The 16,079-nt window shown below is 58.0% G+C and carries 11 protein-coding genes; 2 read left to right on the top strand and 9 right to left on the bottom strand.

The genetic code is table 11. From position 1 onward, the window contains the following. Positions 1-68: 68 nt before the first annotated feature. Positions 69-692 carry a response regulator gene (locus KGFNPO_RS10895; RefSeq protein WP_472631305.1) on the bottom strand — a complete coding sequence of 208 codons (624 nt, stop codon included), beginning with the start codon at positions 690-692 and terminating at the stop codon, positions 69-71. A 14-nt stretch (positions 693-706) separates the two neighbouring features. Continuing rightward, positions 707-2,062: a cache domain-containing protein gene (locus tag KGFNPO_RS10890; RefSeq protein WP_472631304.1), complete on the bottom strand. Its 1,356-nt coding sequence runs from the start codon at positions 2,060-2,062 to the stop codon at positions 707-709. A gap of 195 nt (positions 2,063-2,257) precedes the next feature. On the opposite strand from KGFNPO_RS10890, the gene KGFNPO_RS10885 reads away from it, so the two are divergent. Both KGFNPO_RS10885 and KGFNPO_RS10880 read left to right on the top strand, forming a co-directional pair. Beyond that, complete coding sequence (locus KGFNPO_RS10885; protein ID WP_472631303.1) at positions 2,258-4,330, top strand: carbon starvation CstA family protein; 2,073 nt, start codon at positions 2,258-2,260, stop codon at positions 4,328-4,330. Then, entirely contained in the window at positions 4,330-4,530 is a 201-nt protein-coding gene (locus KGFNPO_RS10880; RefSeq protein WP_472613046.1) for a YbdD/YjiX family protein, read from the top strand. Before KGFNPO_RS10885 ends, KGFNPO_RS10880 begins: the two co-directional genes overlap by 1 nt. 229 nt (positions 4,531-4,759) lie before the next feature. Here KGFNPO_RS10880 and KGFNPO_RS10875 read toward each other — a convergent pair whose 3' ends face one another. The 7 genes from KGFNPO_RS10875 to dnaE form a co-directional block, all read right to left on the bottom strand. Continuing rightward, the gene (locus KGFNPO_RS10875) at positions 4,760-5,650 is read right to left on the bottom strand and encodes an AEC family transporter (RefSeq protein WP_472631302.1); all 891 of its coding nucleotides are present in this window, start codon (positions 5,648-5,650) and stop codon (positions 4,760-4,762) included. Between the two features lie 15 nt (positions 5,651-5,665). Continuing rightward, complete coding sequence (locus KGFNPO_RS10870; protein ID WP_472631301.1) at positions 5,666-6,844, bottom strand: GGDEF domain-containing protein; 1,179 nt, start codon at positions 6,842-6,844, stop codon at positions 5,666-5,668. A 259-nt stretch (positions 6,845-7,103) separates the two neighbouring features. Next, the gene (gene msbA / locus KGFNPO_RS10865; RefSeq protein ID WP_472631300.1) at positions 7,104-8,834 is read right to left on the bottom strand and encodes a lipid A export permease/ATP-binding protein MsbA; all 1,731 of its coding nucleotides are present in this window, start codon (positions 8,832-8,834) and stop codon (positions 7,104-7,106) included. A gap of 109 nt (positions 8,835-8,943) precedes the next feature. After that, positions 8,944-9,927 (bottom strand): glycosyltransferase family 8 protein, encoded by a 984-nt coding sequence (locus KGFNPO_RS10860; protein ID WP_472631299.1) that lies wholly within the window; start codon positions 9,925-9,927, stop codon positions 8,944-8,946. Then, the gene (locus KGFNPO_RS10855; protein ID WP_472631298.1) at positions 9,928-11,028 is read right to left on the bottom strand and encodes a glycosyltransferase family 9 protein; all 1,101 of its coding nucleotides are present in this window, start codon (positions 11,026-11,028) and stop codon (positions 9,928-9,930) included. A 121-nt stretch (positions 11,029-11,149) separates the two neighbouring features. After that, complete coding sequence (locus tag KGFNPO_RS10850; RefSeq protein ID WP_472631297.1) at positions 11,150-12,430, bottom strand: O-antigen ligase family protein; 1,281 nt, start codon at positions 12,428-12,430, stop codon at positions 11,150-11,152. 136 nt (positions 12,431-12,566) lie between these two features. Next, positions 12,567-16,025, bottom strand: coding sequence for a DNA polymerase III subunit alpha (gene dnaE, locus KGFNPO_RS10845; protein ID WP_472631296.1), 3,459 nt, complete (start codon positions 16,023-16,025; stop codon positions 12,567-12,569). Between the last annotated feature and the right edge of the window lie 54 nt (positions 16,026-16,079).

Here is a 16,079-nt window from a genome sequence, read left to right as displayed (position 1 = left end):
AAAATATGGAGTATGGCAATTTTCATGCCATTTTCCGCATATATTCATTGCGGTATTTAATATACTCATCAATATATTTGCTGAATGGCGAATTTGATCAATTCGGCCTGGCCATCGATGTTGAGCTTGCGCTTGATGTTCAGGCGGTGGGTTTCGACCGTTCGCACACTCAGGGCCAGCGTGAGGGCGATTTGCTTGTTTGATTTTCCCTCGGCAATTTGCTGCAGTATTTGTCGTTCGCGCGCAGTCAGTAACAGTACCGGCGTCATCGGTCGCGAGAGTTGCCTGGCCAGGGCTGCACTGTAATAAATGCCGCCTGAAATGACGGTTTCGATCGCAAACACGATGTCCTGCCCCGGTGCGTCTTTCAACACATAGCCGCGCGCACCTGCTTGCATTGCCTGCATCACGTATTCAGCCTTATCGTGCATGCTCAATATCAGCACGGCGATTTGCGGAAACATTGCATGAAACTGCGCGGTCAGTTCGATGCCGTTGATGCCCCGCAGATTGATATCCATCAGCACCAGATCGATTTTCATGTTGTGCGCGTGATGCAGCGCTTCTTCCGCACCGCCAGCCTCGGCCACCACCTGGAAAGCGGCAACCGCCTCCAGTCGGGCGCGCAAGCCATCGCGCACCAGGGGATGGTCGTCGACCAGCAGGATTTTGATCAATGGTTTGGCGGACATGGGATGGTAGAGAGTTAGTGTCGCAGCACGGAGGCCTGCACCGTGGTGCCGTTGGGTGACGAGGTGAGACTTAACTTTCCGCCGACAGCTTCCAGTCGCTCTGTCATGTTGCGCAAGCCGATGCCGCGCTTCGGGTGGCCGTCGATATGATCGACGTCGAAACCAACGCCATCGTCGCAGACGACCAGCGTGACGCAGCGCGAATTACCTTCCAGCCGTATCGATATCTGGCCGGCGCTAGCGTGGCGCTCGATATTGGTCAGCGCCTCCTGGGCAATCCGAAACAGCACCGTATTGGCGACATCGGGCAAGCCGTCCGTGGTGCCGGTGGCATTGAAGTCGGTCGGGGTGGCGGCATGCGCGATGAATTCATGCACCAGATGCTTTAGCGCTGCCGCCAAACCGAGGTCGTCCAGAATCGCCGGGCGCAGGTCGTGTGAAATCCGGCGGACCTCGCCCAGGACGTCATTGAGTTGCGCCGCCGTGCGCTCGAACGTGCGCCGCGCCGCAATGGATTGTTCGGGCGTTCCCGCCAGTTTGATGATGCCGGCCTCGATTTGTAATTTGATCGAAACCAGCCATTGGCTGATGCCGTCATGTAAATCGCGCGACAATCTGGCGCGTTCTTCCTCTTGCGAATGGACCACGCGTTGCGCCAGCACCTTGAGCTTGGCATCGGCCACGCGATGCTCGCTGATGTTCAACACCAGGCCTGACAGCGCCACTGCAACCGCGCTCAAGGTTGCTATCGCGGCGATCCAGAGCATCGTGTTCTGGATATTGCCCGAGACTTGCGCATCGATTTTTGCCAGCGCCTCATCCACATCGTCCAGATAAATGCCGGTGCCCAGTATCCAGCCCCAGCGCGGCAGCGCAACCACGTATCCGAGTTTGAGAGCCGTATTGTGGCTGGACGGTTTTACCCACTGATAACGGACGAAACCACCGCCTTCGTTGGCACGACTAATCAGATTCTGGATCGTCGGTTTGCCATCGGCATCTTTCATATTCCATAAGTTCTGACCGACCAATTCCGGCTGGCGCGGATGCATGATGTTTTTGCCTTGCAAATCGTAGACGAAGAAATAGCCGTCATGCCCGTAATCGAGCTTTGCCAGAATGGCTTTGGCTTCATCCAGCGTGGCGCTATCGGTTCGGCCTGACTCGTACAGGTGCGCAATCGAACGCGTTGCCAGACTGACGTAGTGGGTCAGTTCGGCTTTCTTGGTCGCCAGATACGCGCTCTGGATCGTGGCGCGCTGTTGTTGTCCCAATGCGGTTGCCTGTTGGCGCACCGCAATCGCAATTGCACATAGAGCCAGAATAAGCGGCGCGATGGCAAGCAATATGATTTTTTGCCGTAATTTCATGGCGCTACTTTACAGCTAATTCGTCCCGACCTTCTGCGTAGTACTACGCATGCGTTTTACGTAGTTCCGCGCTTGCGAACGAAAGCCCTATGCCAAATACTGTGCAACAAGTCGCAAAACGCTCAAAAAAAACCTTTTGAAGCGCGGTTTTTTGCATTTGAAAAACAATAATTCATCCCATTTTGGAGGAAGACAATGCATCATCTCGCCAGTAAACTTGGCTGGTTCGCGCTCGCCATCGTCGGTGCATTCGCATGTGGCCTGATCGCCTTGGAACACGGCGAATCCATCAGCGCGGTCTGGATCGTCATCGCATCGGTCTGCGTCTATCTGATCGCGTACCGCTTTTACAGCCTGTTCATCGCCAACCGCGTTTTGGGACTGGACGCCAATCGCATGACGCCCGCGCACAAGTTCAACGACGGCCTGGATTTCGTGCCAACCAACAAATATGTGTTGTTCGGCCATCATTTTGCCGCGATTGCCGGGGCCGGCCCTTTGGTTGGCCCGGTGCTGGCGGCCCAGATGGGCTATATGCCCGGCATGCTGTGGATTCTGGCCGGCGTCGTGTTCGCCGGCGCGGTGCAGGATTTCATCGTGCTGTTCATTTCGATGCGGCGCGACGGCCGCTCGCTGGGCGATCTGATCAAGTCCGAATTGGGCCAGGTGCCGGGCGTGATCGCCTTGTTCGGAACCTTCATGATCATGGTCATCATCCTGGCGGTGCTGGCGCTGATCGTGGTCAAGGCGTTGACCGATTCGCCGTGGGGCAGCTTTACCGTGATTGCGACGATCCCGATCGCGCTGCTCATGGGCGTGTACACCCGTTATATCCGTGTCGGGCGCATTGGGGAAGTGTCGCTGATCGGCTTCGTGCTGCTGATGCTGGCCATTATCGGCGGGCAATATGTGCAGGAAATTCCGGCGCTGGCCGCGATGTTTACCTTCAGTGGCAAGGAATTGACCTGGATGCTGATCGGTTATGGCTTCGTCGCGTCCGTGTTGCCGGTCTGGCTGCTGCTGGCGCCGCGTGATTATCTGTCCACTTTCCTGAAAATCGGCACCATCGTCGGTCTCGCGGTCGGCATCATGTTCCTTTCGCCGCACCTGAAGATGCCGGCCTTCACGCAGTTTGTGGATGGCTCCGGCCCGGTCTGGTCCGGCAGCCTGTTCCCGTTCCTGTTCATCACGATCGCCTGCGGCGCGGTGTCCGGTTTCCATGCGCTGATTGCATCCGGCACCACGCCCAAGATGATCGAAAACGAGAGTCATGCGCGCTTCATCGGTTACGGTGCGATGCTGATGGAATCGTTTGTGGCGATGATGGCGCTGGTTGCCGCTTCGACTATCGAGCCCGGCGTGTATTTTGCGATGAACAGCCCGGCCGCGCTGATCGGCAGCACTGCTGAATCTGCTGCGCAAGCGATTTCGCAATGGGGTTTTTATGTCACGCCGGAGATGCTGACGCAAACCGCGCTGGATGTCGGCGAGAAATCCATCATCTCGCGTGCCGGCGGCGCACCGACCCTGGCGGTCGGGATGTCTCAGATATTGTCGGGCTTTACCGGCGGCAAGGCGATGATGGCGTTCTGGTACCACTTCGCGATTTTGTTCGAGGCACTGTTCATTCTGACCGCAGTCGATGCGGGTACTCGCGCCGGGCGCTTCATGTTGCAGGATTTGCTCGGCACCTTCGCGCCATCGATGAAGCGTACCGATTCGCTGGTGGCCAGCCTGACTGCAACCGCTCTGTGCGTTGCCGCTTGGGGATATTTCCTGTATCAGGGCGTGGTCGATCCGCTGGGCGGGATCAATACCTTGTGGCCGCTGTTCGGCATTGCCAACCAGATGCTGGCCGGCATCGCATTGATTCTCGGCACTTGCGTGCTGTTCAAGATGAAGCGCGACCGTTTCGCCTGGGTCACCATCCTGCCAACCTTCTGGATCTTGATCTGTACGCTGACCGCCGGCTGGCAAAAGATGTTTGATGCCAATCCGCGCGTGGGCTTCCTGGCGCACGCCGGCAAGTTCAAGACCGCACTCGACGAGGGCAAACTGCTGGCGCCGGCCAAATCGATCGAGCAAATGCAGCAAGTGATCTTCAACGATTACCTGGATGCCGCACTGAGTGGTTTCTTCATGCTGGTGCTGCTCAGTATGCTGGTGTTCGGCATCCGGACGGTGCTGGTGGCGCGCGCTGCGGGCAAGGCTACTTCCAAAGAGACGCCATTTGAGACATTGCCGGCCAGCGCAATGCCGCAAGTCTGATGTTCGATGAAATTGCCAAAGCCGGGCGCTATCTCGGGCAATCGATGCGACTGATGGTCGGCTTGCCCGAGTACAGCACCTATGTCACGCATATGGAAGCGACGCATCCTGACTTGCCGATGATGTCGTACGAGGAGTTTTTCCGCGAACGGCAAGAGGCGCGTTACGGCGGCAATGGCAAGGTCGGGCGCTGCTGCTGACGGTTGTTGCTAACGATTGTTGCTAACGATGTTGCTAATAATCGCGGCGGCTGCAGGTGCGCTCGCCGCGCACCTGATCATCACGCGCAGATGTTCCGTTGCAATATATTGCAGGGGAGTATGGCTCGAATATATCTGATTACCGCATATATTCAGGCGGTAATTTAAAATACCCTGTCCTGTATATGGCTGTATATGACTTGCGAAAGCGCCCGGCGGGAATGTGCGACTAATGCACCAGGGCCAGCCAGAGCGGCAGGCTCAATACCGATAACACGGTTCCTGCCGAAATCAGGAATGCCACAAACGGCCCGTTGCCGCCCAGCCGGCTGGCCAGCACATAGGCGCTCGATGCGGTCGGCAATGCGCAAAACATCACCGCCATTTGCAATTGCAGCGGCGGCAGACGCAGCCAAGTTCCGAGCCCGAAAGCCAGCGCCGGCACCGCCAGCAATTTAACGCCGATGAAATACGCCGCGATCCCTTTGGATGCGTGCAGGCCGGATAGCTGCAAACCGGCGCCCACTGCGATCAGCCCCAGCGCAATCGAGGCGTTGCCGAGTCGCGCCAGCGTCGCGCCCAGCACGTCCGGCAGCGCCACGCCGGCCAGATTGCACAGCGTCCCGGCGGCAGTCGCCAGCAGCAGCGGATTTTTAGCCAGCTCCTTAAGCAGGCCGCCATTCTTGTGCACCAGCGCATGCACTGCCGCCATATTGCACAGCGGCACTGCAAAACCGATGATCAGCGCCATCAAAGCCGTGCCTTGCTCACCCGCCAGCCGCGACGCCACCGCCAGCCCGATATACGAGTTGAAGCGGAAGGCGGTTTGCACGCCCGACTCGAAAATCATCGGTTTCGACTGGAACAAAGGCTTCGCCAGCCAGCCCAGCGCGATACCGCTGCAGCAGGCCGCCAGACTTACTACCAGCAGATTGCCGGTGGCATGGAAATCAAATGGTGTGCGTGCGGTCGAATAGAACAACAGCGCCGGAAACAGGATGAAATACACCAGCCGGTCCACGCCCGGCCAGAAATCATCGCCCCAACGCATGCAGCGCTTGAGCAGAAAACCGAGCAGGATCAGGGAGAAATCAGGGAACAGGAGAGAAGCTATCGTCATGCGGCGTTCACAGCCTTATTGAGTGAGCGCAACTATCTGCGCATGCTGGCTAAATACCCGATCGCGTCCGCCTTGTTTGGCCAGGTACATGCGCTGGTCGGCCAACTCGATCAACGCTTTCCAGTCTGTGGTCAGATCGGCGCTGCGCTCGGCGATACCGATGCTGGCGGTCAGCGGCGTACTGTCTGGACGGATGCCGAAACCAATACTGCGCAGTCGCAACAGCGCCGCTTCCGCCTGCATCAGATCGGTGTTGGGCATGATCAGCACAAATTCCTCGCCGCCCCAGCGCGCCAGCATATCGCCACCGCGCAGATTGTTGCTGACGATAGCGGTCATGTCGAGCAGCGCCTTGTCGCCCGCTTCGTGACCGAAGCTATCGTTGATGCTTTTGAAGTGATCCAGATCGATGAAGGCTACCGCCAGCGCTGCATTGCTGCGGCTGGCGATGGTGTACTGCAGTTCCAGCACTTCCTCGCCGCTGCAGCGTGAAAAAACCCCGGTCAGCGGGTCACGGATGGCCTGGCGCACCAGAGCGATCATGAACGCCAGCTGGCTCATGCCGGCCAGCGTCGAGACGCCGGTGATCAGCACCAGCAGCCAGAAAGCGCCGGCGAACGACGGCCAGTCCAGCGTGACCCAACGCAGCGAACCGGCGATACCTTGGGCGATCAGGATCGGGCTGGCGATCACCAGATTTTCCAGCAGGGTGAGCGGAAAGATGGCTAGTCCGGCCAGCAGCACGAACGGCAAAAAGGCATAACCGGCGCCGATTGCGGCCGAGATGCCGGTCAACTGGTAGTGGCCGAGCAGCGCATAGGAAGCGACATAAAAAGCGGTCGGGATGGCAAACAGCAGCGCCATCGCGCGGTAGGCATCGAACAGGTCGCCGTTGGGCCGGTAATACAGCAACAGGCTGGCGAAGGCAGCACATGCCAGCAGCCGCATCAGAGCCAGGTTGAGCCACAGCGGAAAGGGAAAGACGACCAGATCGACCACGCTCCAGAGCGGCGTCAAGACCGCGAACAGGAATGCGAACAGGCGCACCCGGTTGACGATCATGGTCGCGCGGCGCCGCGCCAGCAAGCTCAGATGCGGATGGGGTGACGCCAGCCAGCCCAGTTCTGCCTGTTGAAGTTCTCCCGGCATCAGGCCGGTCAGTCGGTGCCAGACGAAGTCTGTAATGCGCTGCATGGTCATTTTTATAGTCTCGTTTTGATTGCTTAAATACAATTTTTTGAGAATGATATCAGATCAGAAAGGCGTCGCGCGCTACAAATTGGTATGTCTGAGGCTGTAACCAAATGCGCATATCGTTGCTGGCGTCACATTCCGCATGCAATCGTGATGCTCCAGCGCGCATTCGCGCTACTTGGGAATTGTGATTGCCCGGATATTTTTGTTGTCGAATCCATGTGCGGCACCGCGCAACCGCAGATTGGAGTTCTGCTGTTCACTGGGCGGCTTTGTCTGCGAATTGCAAATGATACAGATTGGCGTAGACGCCATTTGTGGCAAGCAGGTCATGATGGGACCCTATTTCAACGATGTGACCGTTGGCCAGTACCGCAATCCGATCAGCGCGTTCAATCGTTGACAGCCGGTGCGCGATCACCAGCGTGGTGCGGCCTTGCATCAACTGGTCCAGCGCAGCCTGCACCGCGCGCTCGGACTCCGAGTCCAGCGCGGAAGTCGCTTCATCCAGAATCAGGATCGGCGCATCCTTGTAAATCGCCCGTGCAATCGCCACACGCTGCCGTTGGCCACCGGACAGGCGCATGCCGTTCTCGCCGATCATTGTCTCCAGCCCGTCCGGCAGCGCAGCCACGACGTCGCTCAGATGCGCCGCCTTGACGGCCGCGGCCAGTTTTTTCCGGTCCACATGTTCGGCGCCGTAAGCGATATTGGCGCCCAGCGTGTCGTCGAACAGGACTACGTTTTGGCTGACCATCGCCAGTTGTGCGCGCAAGCTGGTCAGAGTGAGTTCATCAAACGGAATGCCATCAAGCGATATCCGGCCGGAAGTGGGCGCATAAAAACGCGTCACCAGATTGACCATGGTGGACTTGCCGCCGCCGGAGGTGCCGACTAGCGCAATCGTTTCGCCCGGCGCGATGTCGAGCGTGACGTCGGTCAGCGCCGGTGGGCTCGTAGGCGAGTAGGCAAATGAAACTTGGTCGAAGTGCAGATGCCCGCGCACGCGTCCCAGCACTTTGGTGCCAGGGTCGGCTTCGACCGGCGCATCCATCATCGCGAACACCGTTTCAGCTGCGGCCATCCCGCGCTGCAGGGGACCGTTGACCTCGACCAGACTTTTGAGCGGCGCCAGCAGCATCAACATGCTGGTGATGAACGCGGTAAATTCGCCCGGCGTCATTTTTTGCTGCAGCGCCAGCACAATCACCACGGAAACTGCCACCGCGGTCGCGATTTGCGTCACCGGTACTGTCGCCGCAGCGGCGACCGTCATGCGCTGCGAAAAGCCGCGCAACGCTTCGCTGCGTGCTTCGAAGCGCTGGCGCTCATAGCGCTCGCCGGAAAATACCCGGATCACTTGATGGCCGCGCGCCGCTTCTTCCACCACTTGCGTCATCTCGCCGGTGACGCGCTGGTTTTCGCGGTTCAGGCGGCGCAAGCGGCCTGTTGTCAGCCGCACGATGCCGGCGGTGAGCGGCACGATGACGAGTGCGACCAGCGTCAGACGCCAGTTCAGATAAAACAGGGTGGTCAGCAAGCCGATCACCGACAACGTGTCGCGCACAAAGGCCAGGAACACCGAGTTGACCATGTCAACTACCTGACGCACATCGCCTATGATCGTGTTGATCAAGGTGCCGGTCGACTCCTGGTCAAAGCGCGCCACCGGCAGACGCAGCAGGCGGTCGAACATCCCGCGCCGCAAATCGTTGAGCGTGCGGCTGATCACCCAGTTGTTCAGATAGGCGGTCGAAAATGTGAAGATGCCACGTAGCGCAAAAATCGAGATCAGGATCGCAGGCACCAACCACAGGCTAAATGCAACCCGTTGCTCGCCAAAGCCGCTATCGATCAAGGCCTCCATCGCTTTGACCAGCATCGGCTGGGTGCTGGCGGTGCCGGCCATCGCCAGTAGCGCCAGCAACGCGCGCGACCGGTATGGCCGGATAATCTTCAGCAAGCGTTTGATGACAGCACTATTTTCCATTAGTTCTCTTTTTTATACAGGCACAAGCGCCTTGAACAGGAAAGTCATCAGGTTTGTGCCGAGTTGAATGACCTGCAGTAACAGTAATGTTGGCGATGCGCGGCGTCACTCAGCGCGACCTCGCCTTCAGATATTTCAGATACCAGCGTGCGCTGTCCAGCAGCTTCCCGCGCTTCAGTAGAAAGCGCGACAGCATTCTCATTTCACGGGAATTCCTCGGCGCCGGATCGAGCGCCATGTCGGACCATGGCGACAGTGCATGATATTTGACGAACAAGGCACGCGATTCGTGCCCGGTCCAGTCGGTCCACGGCTTGACCGCGCCGGCGAAGTGGATGAATACCGCATCGTCCACCGGACGCATCCGGGTAATGTTGCGGTCCAGGTCATGGATCAGGTCGTAGATGTAATTCCATTTCGGCGCGATGAAGCGCGCTCGTCCGTCCAGCACGATGTTCAGCGCATCCTGATCGTTGAAGCGCAATTTCTTGCCGAACTTTAAAAGCGCCTGCATGGCTTCTTCCGTGATGTTGCTGCTGATCCAGTTGTCGACATTGATGAAGATGACGCCGCCATTGAAATAGCGCGGGTGCTTGAGCTGCAGCGCAGCACAGCGCCGCCGGGTCGTCTCTTCCGCATCGGGCACGACCAGCGCGATATCGGCGCCGATATCCATCTCGATGAGCTCATCGAGCTTGCCAACGCACAGGATGTCCGCGTCCAGGTACAGCACCCTGTCCGTCACGCCCTGCAATTCCGCTGGAATGATGAGGCGCGAGAAAATCGACAGCGAGTAATATGAAAACTCGATGAAATGCGTGAATTTATCGAACAGGGCCGGATCGATGATGTGAAGCTGCGTGCGCACGTTCGCTTGCCGATCCAGTTGCTGCAAGCGCTCACGCTGCTGGTCGGATACCGAGAATGCGAAGACATGGAAAGTGAAGTGAACGCCCGGGTTGTTATCGAGAATGGAGGTGATCGTCGCACCCATGCTGCGGAAATAATGGTTGTCGACGCAAAATGCGATATGGAACGACGGATCGGCCGCAGGACGGTGCGCTTCAGATAGTGCGTTCGATTCAGTGCTCATTCAGATGTCTTTCATTACTTGTTCTACGGTGATCGCCTTGACCCATTCGCGCCGCTGCGCGGTCATGATGAGCGTGCTGTTGTCGTGGTCGATTGGCACCCACTCCGGATTTTTCTGGCGCATCAGGGCGATTACGGGCACATGCACCGCATTGGCCAGATGCATGACCGCAGTTTCGACCGAGATGATCAGATCGCACTTTTTCAACATGGCGGGCAGTTGGAAAAAATTGTCTTCGGCGCAAAACAGTTCCGTGCGCAGCAGCGCATAGGCGGCGAATACCTTGCGCGCGCCGGCCAGTTCATTGGGCGCTGCGTTGACGATGAAGCAGGCATCGCGGAATTTTTCCTGTTGCCGCATGGCCGCGATCAGTTCCGCCACGCGTTCCAGCGGCCAGCAACGCTTCTTCGACTTCGCGAACGGATTGATGAAGACGAGTTTGCCGCTGCGATCGCCGAAGCCCCATGTCGCCAGCTTGTCATTTGCCTCGTGCAGCCACATCTCGGGAATCGTCACGAACGGAAACCGCGCTGCGGGCAGGATTTCGATTCCACACAATTGGCGGAACCAGTCGGCATACACATCGCTGATGTGCTGCGGATTGCTCCTGTCTACTGAATACGGCGGGATCAAACGATCCAGCTTCCGGTATCCCAGCAGATGATGCAGCTGAAAAAGTCCAACCCTCGCTTTCATCCCCACCACCAAGCCGTCGCCGGCGATGGACCGGGCCAGCGCGGCGTAGCGTTGCGGGCGCAGCGTCGCTAGCGACACCACGATCGGATACGCCTCCTGGCGGGCTTCATGGATTGATTCCCGGTACAGTTCCGGACTGTAAGTGCGCTTATATATTTTGTGGAAGAACGGACAGGCGGCGACCCAGTCGTAGAGCGAATATTTTTTCAGGTGTTCCCATTGCGAAGCGTCGCCCGTGCGGCGCACTTCGTCCACCCACAAGTCAATCTGGATCTGCGGATAGGCTTGCGAGAATGCCTGAAAGCAGTTCTGGAGATAGGTGAAATCTCCCAGCGCGAGATGTGCGATGAACAGTATCTTGTTCGATTTGCGGAGCAATTCCGGCGCGATGAGTGGCTGTGTCATAAAATTTTTTTCAACGTTTCGTCACTGTCTGTTGTGGTATCGATTCGCAGGACTCGGTGGCTTGCGGCTTTTGAAAAATTCGACACGCGGGTTGCTTGCTACCGGCGGCCGGCGGCCGGGGTTATGGTACGGGTACGCCGTGATTGGCGCCATGAACAGATGCCTGAACTGCGCTATAAACAGCGCCGCTGTCTTCCTGCGCGCGCAGCAACGACCAGAGTATGACCAGCGTGAATGCAAAGATCATGACGCCGTTATTGTGCGTCAGAAAAGACTGCGTCAGTCCAAAGAACATGTAACAGACGCTCAACAGCACTCCCGCAACCGCATAGGGGCGGACTGCTTGGTTGGGATTCGTCACCCGTCTTGCGAACAGCACCAGCGGAACCAGGTACAGAGCCAATAGCGCGATTAATCCGAGCAGGCCGCGCTTGACCAGCGCATCGAGATACTCGTTATGCAGATGGTTATGCTGTCCCGGAATCAGCCTGACCTTGCCTGTCTCGACCAGACTCGCCGCCCCTTTCATATAGCCTTCCTTGCCCCAGCCCAGCCACGGGCGCTCGGGAAAGAGCAACAGTCCGGTGCGCCACATCTCCAGCCGGGCGCCGGTCGAAGTCACGGCGTTGCCGGTTTTAAAATAGTCCTGCGTTTCCGCGACCGCCAGCTTTACCCGTGATTTCATCGGAAGTTGGGGCATGGAATATAAGACGCCAAACAGCACCAGCATGGCAGCAAGGCTGGCTGCGATATGACGTCTGTTCAGCGCGCCGCCGTAACATCGGTAGGCCACCAGAAGCGCCACCGGAAGGCTGACCCAGCTGCCACGGCTCCCGCTGAGCAAAGAGCCGAGCAAGCCCAGGCAGATCCCACCCGATAAAAGACTCAACCAGAATACGGAGCGGCGCTGTGAAGCCGCCCAGCCCAGGCCGGCCAGGCAAAAAATTCCGAGCAACAGGCTGAGGTCGCCGAACTGAATCGGATTAGTGAATCCTGCTGCGCGCGTGCTGTCCACTAAGAAAAACTGCCATGCCGCGAATAGGCCGGAGGAAATTGCGCCGGCAGCCAGACCGCCCCAAAAAAAACGCGGAATCGGTGGAAAAACCCGCAGCAAGAGCAGCACCGGAATTGCCAGCAGAAAGCGCATCGGACTGTCGTATTCCCGGATCGGCGCTCCATGCACTGCATTGGCAAGGCTGCCGGCCAGGAAATAAAAAGCCAGCACCGAGATCAATGCCAGTTCTTCGCGTTGCAGCTTGCGTTGCAGTTTAATCTCGGCGCGCTTGGGCAGCAGGACGACGCTGCCAGCTAGCAGCAGCACCGCACCGACTGAATATCCGCTGGGAATGACGAGCGCAATTACATAAAAAAGAAAGACTGCGAAAGACGTGTAAACAACCATTGAAAAATCCTTGATTTGCCGTTCATCCCGAAAAGCATGCAGGCGAAATTTGCTTCCATTCAAATTAACCGGGCCACATTATATCCATCGCAATCAGAATTTTTGCGCAGCTTTCATCATGCGCAATCGAAATTGCTCAATATTCGACCGCCACCTGTTGCGCGCCCAGCACCTGTTCAAGCGCTATCTGCAACGCGTCCGACGGCGCCACACGCCATGTGTCGCCCAGGCGCAGCGTACAGTCGACGCCGTCCGGTTTCACGCGCACGGCAATCGGCAGGCCGTTCTCGGCGCGGTGCGGTTCTAGTACTTCCTGAATCTGGGCCGAGGCCACCGTCGCCGGCAAGAACAGGCCAAGCTGCTGCCCGAACTGGATGCGTGCCGCCGCGATATCCATTACCTTCTCTGCAGTAATCCGCAACCCGCCCGAAAAACGGTCTTCCGACACCTTGCCGTGCACCGCCAGGAATTCGTCTTCCTTGAACAGTCCTTTGTTGGCATCATAAATTTCGCTGTAGACCGTCACATCTACGGTTGCGCTGCCGTCATCGAGGGTGATGATGATCATCTTGCCGCGCTGGGTCATTTGGGTGCGCAATGCCGAAATAACGCCGGCCATCAGTCTTGGATCGCGCGACGGTTCCAGATTGGTTAATTTGGAGCGGGCGAACTGGCGCGCTTCGGTCGCGTAGGCGTCGAACATGTGGCCGGACAGGCAAAAGCCGAGCGCGGCTTTTTCTTCGGTCAGTTTCTGTTTTTCGCTCCAGGGCGCAACCTTGACGTATTCCGGCGGCGCCACCAGATCGCTGTCGTCGCCGCCGAACAGGCTGGACTGATTGATCGATGCCAGCGCTTGACCGGCAGCTTCCATCGCGCGTCCGACCGAGGCCAGCAGAATGGCGCGATTGACCTTGAAACAGTCGAACGCGCCGGCGCGGATTAGCGACTCGATGGTGCGCCGGTTGATCTGGCGCTTGTCGACTCGCAGGCAGAAATCGAATAAATCGACAAAAGGGGATTCTATGCGGGCGGCGACGATCGCCTCGATTGCATTCTGGCCGGAACCCTTGACCGCGCCCAGACCGTAGCGGATGAAGGCGGCTTTCTTGCCGGCTTCGCGTTCTGGCGTGAAGCGATAATCGGACAAATTAATGTCGGGTGGCAACAGCGTCAGGCCACAGATATCGAGCGCATCCGCGACCAGAATCTTGATCTTGTCGGTGTCATCCATCGCCAGCGACAAGTTGGCGGCCATGAAAGCGGCGGGGTGGTGCGCTTTCAGATACGCGGTGTGATACGACAACAGGGCGTAAGCGGCGGCGTGCGATTTGTTGAAGCCGTAGCCGGCAAATTTTTCCATCAAGTCGAAAATCTCGTCGGCCTTGGCTTCCGACAAGCCATCCTTGGCCGCACCGTCGCGGAAAATTTGGCGGTGTTCCGCCATTTCCTCGGCCTTCTTTTTACCCATCGCACGTCGCAGCAAATCGGCGCCGCCGAGCGAATAGCCGCCGACCACCTGCGCCATCTGCATCACTTGCTCCTGATACACCATGATGCCGTAGGTTTCGGACAGAATGCCTTCGGTGCGCGGATCGGGATAATCGAAACGTTCGCCGTGCTTGCGCTTGCAGAAGTCCGGAATCAAATCCATCGGACCCGGCCGATACAGCGCCACCAGCGCGATGATGTCCTCGAAACGATCGGGCCGCGCATCTTTCAGCATGCCTTGCATGCCGCGGCTTTCCAGCTGGAACACGGCAACCGTTTTGGCGGCAGTCAACAGTTCATACGAGGCGCGGTCGTTGAGCGGCAGTTTTTCAAGGCTGAAATCGGCCATCGCCGGGTCCAGTTGCTTGATGTAGCGCACCGCGCGATCCAGAATCGTCAGCGTGGTCAAACCCAAAAAGTCGAACTTGACCAAGCCGACCGCTTCCACGTCGTCCTTGTCGTATTGCGATACCACGCCGGAATCGCCGCCCTGCGTGTACAGCGGGCAGAAATCGGTCAGCTTGCCGGGCGCGATCACCACGCCGCCCGCGTGCATGCCGATATTGCGGGCAATGCCTTCGACTTTTTGCGCCAGCTCCAGCAGTTGCTGGACCTCTTCCTCGTTTTCCTGCCGTTCGGCCAGTTGCGGTTCTTCCTTGATCGCATCCGCAATCGTCACGTGCTTGCCGGGTTTGAACGGGATCAGCTTGGAAATGCCGTCGCAGAAGTTGTAGCCGAAATCGAGCACGCGGCCGACGTCGCGAATCGCGCCTTTGGCCGCCATGGTGCCGAAAGTGGCGATCTGCGACACCGCGTCCTTGCCGTACAAATCTTTCACGTGCTGAATCACGCGGTCGCGACCTTCCTGACAGAAATCGATATCGAAATCGGGCATCGATACCCGTTCCGGATTCAGGAAGCGCTCGAACAACAAGTTGTACTCTAGCGGATCAAGGTCGGTAATCAGCAGCGAATACGCCACCAGCGAACCGGCGCCAGAGCCGCGACCGGGGCCGACCGGCACGCCATTTTCCTTGGCCCAGCGGATGAATTCGGCCACGATCAGGAAGTAACCGGGGAAGCCCATGTTGATGATGGTCTTCAGTTCGAACGCCAACCGGGCTTGGTAGCGGGTGCGTTCCTGCTCGCGTTTTTCTGCCAGTGGGTACAGTTGCAGCAGACGCTTTTCAAGGCCGGCTTCCGATTCCGTCTTCAGGAATTCCTCAATCGTCATGCCTTCCGGCGTCGGAAAATTCGGCAGCTGCGGCCGGCCCAGTTCCAGCGTCAGATTGCAGCGCTTGGCGATCTCAACCGAATTTTGCAACGCCACCGGCAAATCGGCGAACAGCGCAGCCATTTGGTCTTGCGTCTGGAAACATTGCAAATCATTGAAGCGCTTGACGCGGCGCGCATTGGCCAGCATCTCGCCTTCGGCAATGCAAGTGCGCGCTTCGTGGGCAATGAATTCCTCTTTCGTCAGGAACTGGATCGGGTGCGTCGCCACCACCGGCAGTTGCAATTTGGCGGCCAGCGCGACGGCTTGGCGTACATGGGCTTCCATGTTGGGCTGACCGGCGCGCTGGATTTCGATGTAGAAATGCCCGGGGAAAATGCTGACCCACTGCTTTGCATGGCGTTCGGCTGCTGCCAGATTGCCGTTGTCGATTGCTTGACCAATATTGCCGAAATGCGCGCCGGACAAGGCGATCAGCCCCGGCTTGCTGCCATCTTGTTGCAGTGCTTGCAACCATTCGGTGCGGATTTCGGCGCGGCCGCGGTGCTGGTTGGTCAGCCAGGCCTTCGACAACAATTCGCACAATTGCAAGTAGCCGCTGCGATTCTTGACCAGCAGCAACAGGCGCGACGGTTTGTCGCGCTCGTCTTCATTGGTGATCCAGACATCGCAGCCGGCAATCGGCTTGACGCCGTTCTCGCGTGCGGCCTTGTAAAACTTGATCATGCCGAACAGGTTCGCCAAGTCGGTCAGCGCCAGCGCGGGTTGCAAATCTTTTTTCGCGGCTGGAATAATGTCATCGAGCCGTACCAATCCATCGACGATGGAATACTCGGAATGCAGGCGAAGGTGGATAAATTGCGGTGTAATCATGGCGGTATTTTACCCGCTGGAGCCAAGGCTTCACTGCCGTTTATAATGGCGCTC

The organism is Gelidimonas diazotrophica, from assembly GCF_055694025.1.
This window is presented reverse-complemented; position numbering and strand designations above follow the sequence as displayed.

Excerpts from the sequence above, each read along its gene's own strand:
- KGFNPO_RS10895 (WP_472631305.1), bottom strand. The coding sequence starts at position 692 with ATGTCCGCCAAACCATTGATCAAAATCCTGCTGGTCGACGACCATCCC.
- KGFNPO_RS10890 (WP_472631304.1), bottom strand. The coding sequence starts at position 2,062 with ATGAAATTACGGCAAAAAATCATATTGCTTGCCATCGCGCCGCTTATT.
- KGFNPO_RS10885 (WP_472631303.1), top strand. The coding sequence starts at position 2,258 with ATGCATCATCTCGCCAGTAAACTTGGCTGGTTCGCGCTCGCCATCGTC.
- KGFNPO_RS10880 (WP_472613046.1), top strand. The coding sequence starts at position 4,330 with ATGTTCGATGAAATTGCCAAAGCCGGGCGCTATCTCGGGCAATCGATG.
- KGFNPO_RS10875 (WP_472631302.1), bottom strand. The coding sequence starts at position 5,650 with ATGACGATAGCTTCTCTCCTGTTCCCTGATTTCTCCCTGATCCTGCTC.
- KGFNPO_RS10870 (WP_472631301.1), bottom strand. The coding sequence starts at position 6,844 with ATGCAGCGCATTACAGACTTCGTCTGGCACCGACTGACCGGCCTGATG.
- msbA (WP_472631300.1), bottom strand. The coding sequence starts at position 8,834 with ATGGAAAATAGTGCTGTCATCAAACGCTTGCTGAAGATTATCCGGCCA.
- KGFNPO_RS10860 (WP_472631299.1), bottom strand. The coding sequence starts at position 9,927 with ATGAGCACTGAATCGAACGCACTATCTGAAGCGCACCGTCCTGCGGCC.
- KGFNPO_RS10855 (WP_472631298.1), bottom strand. The coding sequence starts at position 11,028 with ATGACACAGCCACTCATCGCGCCGGAATTGCTCCGCAAATCGAACAAG.
- KGFNPO_RS10850 (WP_472631297.1), bottom strand. The coding sequence starts at position 12,430 with ATGGTTGTTTACACGTCTTTCGCAGTCTTTCTTTTTTATGTAATTGCG.
- dnaE (WP_472631296.1), bottom strand. The coding sequence starts at position 16,025 with ATGATTACACCGCAATTTATCCACCTTCGCCTGCATTCCGAGTATTCC.